Below are 12,067 nucleotides of genomic sequence, written 5' to 3' on the forward strand. Positions count from 1 at the left end.
AGCATTTCCCACTGGCAGCCAGTGCGCTGGACGTAAAAGATGCCATTGAGGATTTCTCGGAAATCAACTTCTATCGGATGTCCAAAGCCTTTAGGAGCGGGCAGCAGCGGCTGAAGGAGCACCCACTCATCATCGCTCAAATCACTGGGATAGGCTTTGCGGGTAGGATTGGCAATGACCGGGAGACGACTCATGAGCTGGGTGATGCTTCGGTTAGGTCTAGCCTAAAACCGGATTTAGAGCTACCAAGTCGGCTTTAGCTTCTCTTTATAAATTAGCTCTTAAAATTTTTGGCTGATATAAATTTCCGAATCGTTATTACGAGTTTTTACTCATTTTTCTGCATTATATCTTCCTACACGACTAGGACTGAAGGATCAGAAACTTGAGCTTGCGATTGCCACTGCGAGTCATTTTAGTTGTGCCCTTTGTGCTGCAAATTCTGACAGCCGTGGGACTTGTTGCCTTCTTTTCCTTTAAAAATGGTCAGCAGGCAGTGCGCAGCCTAGCCAGCCAGCTCATGGATAGTACCACTCAGCGAGTTGACTCAGAACTCAAGTCTTATCTGAAACTGCCTAAGCAATTGCTGGATGCCACCGCCAAAGCCGTCCTGACCAATCAATTAGATCTGTCTAATCCACGAGAAAAAGAACTCTATTTCTGGAGGCAATCCTCCGCATTTGAATCTATTAGCTATATTGGCTATTTGTTGCCAGATGGTTCAGCAACTGGGGCTGGAAGATGGATTAATCCCAAGGAAGTTACTTTGTATGAGCATCACGCCAGAAACAATCTATCTCAAGAATATAGTAGCGATCAGTATGGTCGCCGTTCTCAAGAATTACAGCGTTATTTTGCTGATCCTCTTGATATTAATCAATCCTATGCAGAAGTCAAATATAGACGGGGATTCTCTTGGGGAGCAGTTTATGAATATGCAGGAAAAAACCTGACTATTAATCCGAATTTATCTTCTGAGGTTGCTCAGGCGATCACTGATTCTAATTATTACGTTGCTCTTGGCGCAATTTATCCGCTATTTGATAAAAACAATAAAATCTCAGGGATGTTGTCAGTTGACCTGCAATTAGATCATATCAGCAAATTTTTGCAGAATCTAAAAATCAGTCCATCTGGTTATATCTTTATTGTTGAGCGCAATGGCCAATTAATTGCTAGCTCTGGTCAGCAACTGGTATTTGCAAAGTTAGGCGATCAAAAAACACTTCGCTATAACGTTAATAATATTCCCGATTCAATAATTCGGAATACGGCTCAAAAAGTTCAACAAAAATTTGGCAACTTTCAATCCATCTATCAGGGTCATACATTCATGGCCTCCATTAATCAGCGCCAGCAATTTGTGCAGGTAACCCCCTGGCAGGATCCAGATGGCATCGATTGGCTCATCATTATCACAGTGCCAGAGTCAGATTTCATGGAGGCCATTGATGCCAACACACGCATGAGCCTATGGCTCTGTTTTGGGACGGCTGTGATCGTCACTGTCTTGAGTATCTGCACGGCAAATTGGATCACCAATCCTGTTTTTAGCTTGCAGAGGGCAAGTAACGCGATCGCCAGTGGCAATCTTAATTTACTGATTAAGGAGAGTAAGATTGTTGAGCTTCAAGGCTTGGCGCAATCTTTTAATCAAATGGCAACTCAGCTAAAGCATTCCTTTGAAATTTTAGAGGATCGCGTGGCGGAAAGAACTGCGGAATTAGAAGCTGCAAAAATTGCGGCCGATGCAGCTAATCATGCCAAGAGTGAATTTCTGGCAAATATGAGCCATGAACTGCGAACGCCACTGAATGGCATCTTAGGCTATGCCCAAATTTTGGCGCGATCGAAAGCGCTTACCGATAAAGATCTACATGGTATTGATGTGATTTATCAATGTGGTTCGCATCTGCTGACCCTCATTGAGGACATTCTGGATTTGGCCAAAATTGAAGCTCGAAAGCTGGAGCTTGACCCAAAACCAGTTCACCTGGAAACTTTCCTCCAGGGGGTGATTGAAATTTGTCGAGTTCGTGCAGATCAAAAAAATATCGAATTTTACTATCAACCAGATCCTAATCTGCCAACAGGAATTTTAGTAGATGAAAAACGCTTAAGACAGGTACTCATTAATCTAATGGGCAATGCCATTAAATTTACTGACTATGGTTCCGTTACCTTAATGATTAATCGAGTGGTTTCTGACTCATCCCATCAGTCTCAGCTTGATTTAACCACTCAAGATCACTGCTGTTTGGAATTTAAAGTTATTGATACAGGAATTGGTATTGCACCAAAAGATATCCAGAAGTTATTCCGATCCTTTGAGCAAGTAGGTGAATCAGGGCGAAAAGCAGCAGGCACCGGTTTGGGCTTGGCTATTAGCCAAAAAATTGTCTCCCTGATGGGTGGAATGATTCAAATCAAGAGCCAACTGGGTGCAGGAAGTCAGTTTTTCTTTCAACTGAATGTTCCCCTAGCAACCGATTGGTTGCAGGAGTCGGTGAAATCCATGGGTGAAGTGGTGGGTTATCAAGGTCTGAAACGCTCTATTTTGATTGTTGATGATGTTCCAGATAATCGAGCTGTTTTGCGGAATTTATTAGAGTCAGTTGGCTTTTTAGTCATAGAAGCGGATCAAGGGCAACAGGCTTTAGGAGAATTGGAACGCCAACTACCCGACTTGATCATTACGGATTTGTCAATGCCTGTGATGGATGGGTTTGAACTGATTCGACAGATCCGTCGTCATCAACAATGGGCCAGCTTAAAGGTCATTGTTTCGTCGGCTTCCGTGTCCCAGCTCGATCGACAAATGAGTCTAGATGTTGGTGGCGATGATTTTCTGGAAAAGCCAGTCAAGGCCGATCGCCTCTTTAGTCTTCTGGCTCAACATCTGGATGTGATTTGGCAACTGCAAAAGCAGGATTCAGCGCAGCTTGTGCCACTCGACAACTCACAAGACCGAATCGTTCCACCCCTCACGGAATTACAATCCTGGTTGTATTTGGTGCAGGTCGGTCGTCTTCAAAAGTTGGTTACGGCGGTGGAGTCACTGCTGCAAGAAGCTGCCACAACCCCAGATGAGCATCTGGAGTCCGGTTCCTATGAGCCTTTTGCGCGAGATGTGTTGCACTTAGCCAAGCAGTTTAAATTAGAAGAGCTTGAGGAAATGATTCAGGCTGCGATTGTTGGTTCCCAGAATTGATCTCTCGATTCTCGCTAATCATAGAAATTAGTGAAAATTATGGATAGTGCCGTAATTCAGTAATGATGAGCTGGTGAAAGTCTTGCGGTGTAGGCGATCAGTCACCAAAAATCATCACCTCACAGGCACTACCAGAACTTTGAATTAAGGCTTTGAAAGCCTCAGAATATAATGAGTGGGTAACAATCCGTTAATTGATCAAAAGCTTCGAGCAATTAAAGCTATGATCAATGAGCCAAAAATTCATACGTTGGCGTTTAATGTATCAAAGATAACGTTTGGTGTCAAAAGTTATACTTGATCAAATGTGAATTTGATCAAATTGATATTCGATTAAAACAATATAAATTGTAAATTAGTTGCGAATTGATGCGTTGACTAATTATTTTTAGCTGAAAGATTGCTGTTGACTTGCTGAGTGACCTAACGCTAACTATGACGGATCTTGTGCTGATTGTTGATGACACCCCTACTAATTTAGATGTGTTGTCTTTGACCTTGAGTAATTCAGGATTTGAGGTGGCGATCGCAACGAGTGGTGAACGTGCTTTGCAGCAAGTTGCCAGGTGTTTGCCCAGCCTGATTTTGCTGGATGTCATGATGCCGGGACTGGATGGATTTGAAACCTGTCTGCGGTTAAAAGAAAATCCTGAAACTGCTCAAGTGCCGGTTATTTTTATGACCGCGCTCACGGATATTAAAAGTAAGATGCGTGGGCTGGAAGTTGGAGCCGTTGATTATATTACAAAACCGTTTCATACCAAAGAAGTGTTGGCTCGAATTAGAACCCATTTAAAGCTTTATCGCTTAACAGAGAAATTAGCCCAAGAAGTTGAAAACGCGACCACTGAGCTACGAGCTTCGCAGATGCAGCTTGTGCAGAGTGAGAAAATGTCTGCCCTGGGAAGCCTCATTGCTGGTGTGGCCCATGAAATCAATAATCCTGTGGGCTGCATTCTCGGAAATATTCAGTTGGCAGAAGATGCGTTAGGCGACTTATTCAAAGTCATTAGGGGTTATCAACAGGAACTGAAGGAACCGAGTCCTGAGCTATTGAAACTGCTGGCTCAAATTGACTTGGATTATTTACAGGAAGATTTGCCGAAGTTGCTGAATTCGATTAAAGGCAGTGGTGAAAGAATTACGACAATTAGTCGTAGTCTGCGAACTTTCTCTAGAATGGGAAGCGATCGCCCGCAGCTTTTCAATGTGCATGATGGCATTGACAGCACATTGATGATTTTGCGCCATCGACTAATTTACAAAAAAGATCGTCCAGCAATTGAAGTAGTGACAAATTATGATGAAATCCCAGATATTTTGTGTTTTCCAGATCAGTTAAATCAGGTTTTTATGAATATTTTAGCGAATGCCATTGATGCGCTGGATGAAATGGTCAGTGATTGGCAAGAGACTAATCCGCTGCCAGATGTGCTGAAAATTACAATTAGGACTCGGGTTGATGGCGAGTTTTTGTCAATCAAGATTGGTGACAACGGTAAGGGAATTCCGGAGCAGATTAAGCCCCGAATTTTTGAGCATTTGTTTACGACGAAGCAAATTGGCAAAGGAACGGGTTTGGGACTGGCGATCGCCCATCAAATTGTGACCGAAAAGCACTTGGGTACTTTGACGGTGGAGTCTCAGGTGGGGCAAGGTACTGAGTTTGAAATTCGCTTGCCCACTCAGCTAGACGTTGAATCTGAGCCTGCTTGATGGCTGGGTTGCTGGCAATTTGAGGGATTGTTGAGCACCAGATGCGTGGTTTGGGGGTTTTCCCCAGGCATAGGCAACCGGTGCTCAGATTTAGTTTTTGGTGAGACCATGCTCCAGGGCAAAGCGGACTAATTCGGTGCGGCTGTTGGTGCCGGTTTTGCTGAATAGGCGGCTGACGTACTTTTCCACATTGCGCACGCTGGTATCTAACCGGCGAGCAATTTCCTTGTTCATTAGCCCCTCGGCGACCAAATTCAAAACACTTTGTTCACGGGGGGTCAAATCCACGGCGATCGGGGGCGGGGTGGGAGTGATGCCGCCGCGTTGGGTCAAGATGGCTTTGATTTCCGCAATTTGCCGAGCCAAATCGGCGATGTCATGTTCGCCATCACCCGTCGGGGCGGTCACTTCATCGCGTCGGCGCAGTAAGTTTTCGACGATCGCCACCAGCTCATCGGGGTCAAAGGGTTTGGATAAATAGGCATCGCAACCGGCGCTATAGCCTTGGATGCGATCGCCCGTCATGCCCTTGGCGGTCAGAAAAACCACGGGAATTGATCGAAACCGGGCATCATCCCGCAACTGCTGCAAAAACTGGTAGCCATCCACCTTGGGCATCATCACATCGGAAATGACGAGATCCGGGGCAAATTGCTGCACCATTTCCCATCCTTCGGTGGCATCGCGGGCAACACGCACCGTGAAACCACTGTCTTCTAGGTAGGCTTGCACCGCTTCCCGGAGACTGGGTTCATCATCAACTAACAGCAATTGAGCAGACATGGGACTGAGAAGAAAGGAAGGAGGAACGGAAAAGGCAGGATGGCAACCAGCCCCAGGGGCCGATCGGTCGGTTTGGAAATCCTGAATCCTAGCCTAGCGGTTGTGGGTGCAGGGCTATCGATCGCGCGGTGGTGTTCGTGGCTGGGTTGCGCTGGGCCAGGGCGGCCCAGGTGGTGGCATCGGCCTGGCCAGTGGGGGCCAAACCCCGATCGCCCTGGAACTGATGCAGGGCGGTGGTGGTGGTTGCGTCAAAGTGGCCGGTGATTCGGTGGTCAAAGTAGCCTCGGCAGCGGAGCCGGGCTTGCAGTTCGGCCACCCAAGGCCCCCGATCGCCCGTTTGCAGGGGCCGATCGGGCCGGATCGGCGCAACGGTTGGTCTGGGGGGTGGGCTGGGCCGTTGGGGGTTGCCTTCTACCCAACGCCAAACCCTGGCATCGGCAATGCCGGTGATCGGCACGCCCCAGGCCCGCTGTAATTTGCGAACGGCTCGATCGGTCAGAGGGCCGTAATACCCCGGTTGATAGGGCGCGCGCAACAGGCCCTGACGTTGGAGGGCGGCTTGCAGAACGGCCACGCGATCGCCCCGCTGACCGGGATAGAGGGTCGATCGGCTGGGGGGCGCTTGCCCTTGGGGCCAAGGATCGGCCGGCAAAGGACGCGCGGGAGTTGCTTGGCGATCGCGGCTAATGGTTTTGGCCAGGCGATCAACGGCGTGATTGGCGCTGTGGGCGGCGTTGGGCTGGGCGCTGGTGGGCGTTGCGTCCGGCGGCAAGGGGCGATCGTAGCCGGGCCCGTAGGCCAAGCCGCGATATTTCAACACCACCGATCGGGGCCAGGGCCAAGCCGCCAACCCTGCCGCCAGCATCGATCGCCCCGCTTGCAGCACAAACTCACAGCCCCGGTATTTGCCGAGATATGGGCCGATCGTCACGGAATCGCTGACCCTGGATGGGGACATCGAGGGGCGATCGGGATTGTCCTGGGCAATGCTGGGGGCCGGGCGTTGATAGGCCAGACCGCGATATTTCAACTCCATGCCTTGATTTAATCCGATGGCGAAACGGGATGCCAATTACCGCTTGGCTCCGCTGACTTCTGGCCGGCCGTACTGGCGCAAAATGTCCGCCAGGGTGGGATAGGCCGTTTCCAGGCCAAAGCTGGCCGGCGACCAAACTTGGTCATAGGTAAAGTGCCGGTAGGCCATGCAGAACCGATCCCAGGGGCCCATCTGGATGTTGAACCAGTCAATTAGCCGATCAGCCAAGCCCACCGACAGGGGAATTTTCAGCCGCGCCGGTCGTCCCTTCAGCACCGTGGAAGCAATATCCACCAGTTCATTGGCGGTCAGGGCCGGCTGACCCAACACAAAATGGCGCGGCCCGGGTTCCGACGGTGGATTGAGGGCCAAGTGGACCACCACCCGGGCAATGTCCGCCGCATGGACAAAGTGAAAGCTGCCATCCACCTTCAGCCGCCGGATCAAGCTGATGTAGCGCAGGGCTTCCGGCAGGCCTTTGGTGGGTTCTGAGTAGGGTTTATCGCGATCGCCCCCGAGCACGATCGTCGGATAGATGGCGGTGATGCGATCGGCTAGCGGGCGATCGGTCAATTGCTGGGTGCATTCGGCTTTGCTGCGAATGTAGTCCGTGCCGAGTTGCAGGGCTTCCGACAGCAAATGCCCATCGCGCCCCAACACGCTGGCCGTGGAGAAATACAGAATCTGATCGCAGCGATCGGGATCCAGCCCATCCATCAGCGCTTGGTTTTGACCCACGTTCACCGCAAAGGTTTCCGGCCCGCCCCAGCAGGTGGCCGCTAGGATGGCCGTTTGCACCTGCTTCAGGCGATCGGCAAAGCGATCAAGCTCGCGCAAATCGCCCGCCAGTACCTCAATTTGCGGGTGATTTTGCCAATCAAATTGCAATTTTTCGGGACTGCGCACCAACAACCACAGGGGGCGATCGGTCAATTGCAACAGGCGATCAACCAGATAGTGGCCCACACAGCCGCTCGCCCCCGTGATCAAAATCGGCCCCATATGGCTTGGTTGCTCCCCGCCCCGATCGGCTTGTCTGAGTGCAGCCGGGCAATCTTAACAAACCGGCGTGCTTGTGATCTAGATGGCAACACCAACCGATGAGGCTAATGGAGGGCCACGAGGTTGCTAGGGTGCGACGGGGGTAATCAACTTAAATGGCGGTTTAAATGGCGGTTGGATGTTGTTCCCGAGTCACAAAAATGCATTGCACCGTTTCCCGATCGAGGGCGGCTCGGGTGCGACCAATGCTGACGATATAGGACGGAAACCGCTGCTCGATCGCAATTTGATTTCCCGGCAAAATGCCCAGCGCCGTCAGCTTGCGGAGCATGGCATCATCCTGGGTTTCCAAATGGGCAATCCAATGGGGATCGCTCGATCGAATCGTGGACAACGCATTCATGGCAATCAGTCTCCAGAGGTAAAAAACGGGCTAGGACGAATAGGATAGCTCAGGGTTGAAAGGGTTGATTTTTCCTAGCCTAATCGTCCCAGACAAGGGGTTTAAGTCCCTTGCCCCCCGAGATCTTGCAGTGGCAGGATGCAAGCCTCGGGGATTGGACGATAGCCCCCTATACCCAGCATTCAAACATCACTGTCCTAGAGCACAATATGAAACAAATTTAGCCCCCAATTCAAAACATAGCCAACTGCCAAAGCGAAGGGGAAAATAAATGACACCATCAACAGGGCAGTTTTGACTCCTCGCTCCTTGATGATCATCTGCAATTGGGCAATGCAAGGCAAAAACAGAGTCAGCACCACTGCTGCAATCAGCAGTTGATCGCCCGTGAGCTGACCGCCCTGCTGCAAATCAAATAACCCCGCAGCGCCATAGTCCCGTCGGAAGAACCCATAGAGCAAAATGGGTGCGGTTTCTTTGGGCAAACCCAAACCTAGGGCGATCGGTTCAATGCCGCTAATCAGCCAATCAAAAATTCCCGTTAAACGACCCACCCAAATAATAGCCGAAGCCCAAATGAACAGCGGCAACACTTCCCAGAAATACCACTTCATCCGCACCCAGGTTTTGGTGATCACGTTGCGGATTTTGGGCAGGCGCAGAGGGGGCAGTTCAATATAAAACTGAGCCGCAGAACCGGGCAGGAATTTATCAATTAAGAAGCCGGCCAGCAGGAAAATGCCCACGATCAACCCAGCCCAGGTGACCAAAGCCGCCGGGCGCTGGGCCAGGAGTCCCAAAATCACACCCCATTGGGCTGCACAGGGAATAGCCAAGGACAGCAAAAAAGTGGCGATCAGTCGTTCCCGCTTGGTTTCCAGGGTGCGGGTAACGATCGTGGCCATGGTGTCACATCCCAGCCCCAAAACGATCGGGATAACAGCTCGGCCCGAGAGGCCGATCGCCTTAAACAGTCGATCGAGCATCAGAGATAGCCGAGGCAAATAGCCGCTATCTTCTAACAGGGAAAACATTAGAAAATAGGTCGCCACCACCGGCAGCACAATCGCCGTGGCGTAGCGAATTCCGAGGGTAATAATCCCGTAGTCATGGGCAAAGAGATCCTGCAAGGCGGGCCAGGGAATCACTTGCTCCGTGACATGGTTCACAACGGGGTTAATTTGTTCCTCAAAGAAGGTTTCAATCCGATCGACTAGTTCTCCGGCTCCGAATTCCCCAACGAATTTATAAACCCCCCAATAGAGCACCAATACCAAAATGGGAAAACCCGAAATGGGGTTCACCGTTAGCTTATGGATCCGCTCGCCCCAACGGCGCTGGCTGGGGTTCGGCTCCGCTAAGGTGTTTTGTTCGATCGCCTGGGCAAATCCTTGGCGTGCCTGGGCAATTTCCAGCGAAATTGGTCGGTTGAGTTGGGCTTGGGTCGTGGCGATTAATTGCTCTAGATCCTGTTGTCGATCGCCCGGTAATTGCTCCCACAAATTGGGGTCTTTTTGCAGCAACAACAGGGCAAAGCTGCGGGATGACAAATGGCGATCGGCAAAGTCTTGACCCCAGCCCGATCGCCACCAAGTTTCAATTTGGGCGATCGCCACTTCGATCGGCTCTAAATATTGGATTGTTAGACTCATTTCTGTTTTCTATTGGCCTGCTCCTGGGCGGCCTTGATAGTTCAGCAATCGTTTAGCAATGGCACGTCCTAGCCCACCGCGGCCAAGACTGGGGCTGGGGTGCTGGCTAGGCGATCGGCCAGGGTTTCTCGCAATTGATCCACGCCCCAGTTGCGGGCCGCCGCCATCAACACCACCGGCACGCCCAATTCTTCAATCAGGGCTTCCCGATCGATGGTCAGGCCCCAACGCTGGGCCTCGTCCATCATGTTCACCGCCACAATCACGGGCAGCTCTGCTTCTAGCAACTGCACCGTTAGCGCCAACATCCGCCCCAAATTCTTGGCATCCAGCACATGGACGATCGCCCCAAAGGGTTCCGACATCAGCAAATCTCGGGCCACCCGTTCTTCTTCGCTAATCGGTAACAGGGAATACATCCCCGGCGTATCAATCACACTGACGGCGCGATCGTCCAGGGTCATGGCCCCGCGCGTCACTTCCACCGTTGTGCCGGGATAGTTAGACACCGTGACGTAAGTGCCAGTCAGGGCATGGAATAGGACGGATTTGCCCACATTCGGCATTCCCACCAGGGCAACTTGTGGCCCACTGGGTTCGATCGGGGGCCGGTTGAAGTTTTCGCCAAAGGGCAACCACCGCAGCGATCGCTTAGACCCACAACTCCCGTTGTTTTGATGGCACTGATGACAATCCATGACCCAACTCTCCCTGGCAATCTTGCCGGGCAACGTAATTTGCAGACGCTATTTCAAGACGCTATCCCAAAGTGCTCAAACCCAAGTGCTCAAGCACCTGCAAGCAGCCAATGCCAACGCCAGCCCCGGACTGAGAGCATTTTGAGACGGTCGCCCTCATTTTAGAAGTGGCAGGATAGCTTACTGGAAATCTGCAAGACTTTCTCAATAATCCTGATTCTACTTCTTGAGCAATTTAGAGTCTAGAGAACCGGTGCTGGGGCGGGGCGATCGGCCCTGATCTGTGCCGAAATTTGGGAAGCGGCCGGGCCAATCTGGACAGTGCAAACCGAAATCAGCAAGCTCAAGAAATTCAGAATTTTCAATAATTGCAGCGATTGGGTGGGTATTGGGAATAGTGGAACTTTCACCCATTGCCAACAAACCATGGAGGGTCAAATTCTGTAATTTTGGCAATTAGCCTCCCGGGAGCCATGCCACTCTATTAAGAAAAATCAGCAATTTTATTGAAAATATCCGTCTATTGCACTTACACTGCTAATGAGTTTGGACAGTTCTGTCCCTCCAAAAGCTTTTCCCCTAAGATCCTTGAAGCCACCGCGCCCCTGGGGGTTTGTCCCGCTGGGTCGTGGGCCACTGGCTGGGATTGTTTGTGCCCCCCATCCTTGTTATGGGGAACTAAAGCCATGAGTCATTCCTCAAACCCCGATCGCGAGCCATCCGTAACCCCTGAGCCGCAACCGTTGGCTAATTCAGGGTTGGACTCGGCCGCTGAGGTCTCTCCAATCGCCCCAGCTTTCCAGGAGCAGCCCCCCGAGTCCGATCGGCTGGTGATCAACGCTTCCTCTGCCCCTCCTCAATCCCAACCTGTGAACTCTGATTCTGATCTGGCCGCAACGGCAACGGGTGCGTTGGCGCAATCCACCCCATCCGGTGCGATCGAGCCGGGCCCTGACTCTGCGTACCTCACCCTGTCTGCCCAATTGGGGCAATGGTTGCAGGAATACGGGGAAATTACGACGATTTTGCCGGTGTTGGCGGGCTTGTTTGTCACAACCCGGTTTCAACTGCGCGGTTCGCGGGCCCTGTTGACCAACCTGGCGATCGCGGCGGTGGTGCGCCAAGTCATTCTGTACTTCAAACAGCAGGCCAACAGCTCGGCGGGAACCTTGGCCATGGTGACGGCGGGGGCGGCTTTGGCCACGGTGACCGCAGCGCCGGCCCCCAGCAACCAATCCGCAGCCGCTGCCCAGACGAGTCCCATTTCCCTCACTGAACTGGGCAATAATTTGGGCGTTGGTTTGGGTTGCGAAGATTGCACGATCGTCCATTCCGTGCCGGGGCGGATTCGGTTGCGGATCGATCGCCTCCGCACCGATCGAGCCTATGGCAAGCGGCTGGAAACCCTGCTGAAGGATGAGCCGATCGTGTTGGGCACGCGGATCAATCAGGCGGCGGCCTCCTTGGCGATTCAATACGACTCCACGGGCCTCTCGGATTTGGAGTTGGGGTTGCGATTGTTGCAGGTGTTGAATCGCGCCAACCAGGATTAGCCACCATCAGGAT

11 protein-coding genes are annotated in these 12,067 nt (G+C 51.5%); 4 read left to right on the forward strand and 7 right to left on the reverse strand.

Translation table 11 applies throughout. The features are described 5' to 3' along the window. The coding region (locus H6G52_RS09265) for a transposase (RefSeq protein ID WP_190527913.1) at positions 1-194 on the reverse strand (194 nt) is incomplete at its 3' end. Positions 195-421: 227 nt separating this feature from the next. Between H6G52_RS09265 and H6G52_RS09270 the strand changes: the two genes are divergently transcribed. Further along, on the forward strand, positions 422-3,211 hold the full coding sequence (locus tag H6G52_RS09270; RefSeq protein WP_190527915.1) for a hybrid sensor histidine kinase/response regulator: 2,790 nt from the start codon (positions 422-424) through the stop codon (positions 3,209-3,211). A gap of 435 nt (positions 3,212-3,646) precedes the next feature. Then, positions 3,647-4,927 (forward strand): sensor histidine kinase, encoded by a 1,281-nt coding sequence (locus H6G52_RS09275; RefSeq protein WP_190527917.1) that lies wholly within the window; start codon positions 3,647-3,649, stop codon positions 4,925-4,927. A 90-nt stretch (positions 4,928-5,017) separates the two neighbouring features. On the opposite strand, the gene H6G52_RS09280 is transcribed toward H6G52_RS09275, so the two are convergent. From H6G52_RS09280 to H6G52_RS09305, 6 genes are all read right to left on the reverse strand, one after another. Further along, complete coding sequence (locus tag H6G52_RS09280; protein WP_099534036.1) at positions 5,018-5,710, reverse strand: response regulator transcription factor; 693 nt, start codon at positions 5,708-5,710, stop codon at positions 5,018-5,020. An 88-nt stretch (positions 5,711-5,798) separates the two neighbouring features. Next, complete coding sequence (locus tag H6G52_RS09285) at positions 5,799-6,746, reverse strand: peptidoglycan-binding protein (RefSeq protein ID WP_190527918.1); 948 nt, start codon at positions 6,744-6,746, stop codon at positions 5,799-5,801. A gap of 36 nt (positions 6,747-6,782) precedes the next feature. After that, positions 6,783-7,748 (reverse strand): NAD(P)-dependent oxidoreductase, encoded by a 966-nt coding sequence (locus H6G52_RS09290; RefSeq protein WP_190527920.1) that lies wholly within the window; start codon positions 7,746-7,748, stop codon positions 6,783-6,785. A 163-nt stretch (positions 7,749-7,911) separates the two neighbouring features. Then, entirely contained in the window at positions 7,912-8,151 is a 240-nt protein-coding gene (locus H6G52_RS09295) for a FeoA family protein (protein WP_099534029.1), read from the reverse strand. Positions 8,152-8,348: 197 nt separating this feature from the next. Continuing rightward, positions 8,349-9,803 carry a ferrous iron transporter B gene (locus H6G52_RS09300; RefSeq protein ID WP_190354639.1) on the reverse strand — a complete coding sequence of 485 codons (1,455 nt, stop codon included), beginning with the start codon at positions 9,801-9,803 and terminating at the stop codon, positions 8,349-8,351. Positions 9,804-9,871: 68 nt separating this feature from the next. Continuing rightward, positions 9,872-10,501, reverse strand: a complete 630-nt coding sequence (locus tag H6G52_RS09305; protein WP_099532346.1) for a FeoB small GTPase domain-containing protein — start codon at positions 10,499-10,501, stop codon at positions 9,872-9,874. Between H6G52_RS09305 and H6G52_RS09310 the strand changes: the two genes are divergently transcribed. Together H6G52_RS09310 and H6G52_RS09315 are read left to right on the forward strand one after the other, a co-directional pair. Further along, the gene (locus H6G52_RS09310) at positions 10,500-10,646 is read left to right on the forward strand and encodes a hypothetical protein (protein ID WP_158234361.1); all 147 of its coding nucleotides are present in this window, start codon (positions 10,500-10,502) and stop codon (positions 10,644-10,646) included. The two genes, H6G52_RS09305 and H6G52_RS09310, sit on opposite strands and share 2 nt — an antisense overlap. Positions 10,647-11,187: 541 nt before the next feature. After that, positions 11,188-12,054 (forward strand): HMA2 domain-containing protein, encoded by an 867-nt coding sequence (locus H6G52_RS09315; RefSeq protein ID WP_199312301.1) that lies wholly within the window; start codon positions 11,188-11,190, stop codon positions 12,052-12,054. The last annotated feature ends 13 nt before the right edge of the window (positions 12,055-12,067 follow it).

The sequence above is a fragment of the Limnothrix sp. FACHB-881 genome (assembly GCF_014698135.1).
GTDB lineage: Bacteria > Cyanobacteriota > Cyanobacteriia > CACIAM-69d > CACIAM-69d > CACIAM-69d.

Coding starts and splice junctions, on each gene's coding strand:
- H6G52_RS09275 (WP_190527917.1), top strand. CDS start 3,647: ATGACGGATCTTGTGCTGATTGTTGATGACACCCCTACTAATTTAGAT.
- H6G52_RS09280 (WP_099534036.1), bottom strand. CDS start 5,710: ATGTCTGCTCAATTGCTGTTAGTTGATGATGAACCCAGTCTCCGGGAA.
- H6G52_RS09285 (WP_190527918.1), bottom strand. CDS start 6,746: ATGGAGTTGAAATATCGCGGTCTGGCCTATCAACGCCCGGCCCCCAGC.
- H6G52_RS09290 (WP_190527920.1), bottom strand. CDS start 7,748: ATGGGGCCGATTTTGATCACGGGGGCGAGCGGCTGTGTGGGCCACTAT.
- H6G52_RS09295 (WP_099534029.1), bottom strand. CDS start 8,151: ATGAATGCGTTGTCCACGATTCGATCGAGCGATCCCCATTGGATTGCC.
- H6G52_RS09300 (WP_190354639.1), bottom strand. CDS start 9,803: ATGAGTCTAACAATCCAATATTTAGAGCCGATCGAAGTGGCGATCGCC.
- H6G52_RS09310 (WP_158234361.1), top strand. CDS start 10,500: ATGACCCAACTCTCCCTGGCAATCTTGCCGGGCAACGTAATTTGCAGA.
- H6G52_RS09305 (WP_099532346.1), bottom strand. CDS start 10,501: ATGGATTGTCATCAGTGCCATCAAAACAACGGGAGTTGTGGGTCTAAG.
- H6G52_RS09315 (WP_199312301.1), top strand. CDS start 11,188: ATGAGTCATTCCTCAAACCCCGATCGCGAGCCATCCGTAACCCCTGAG.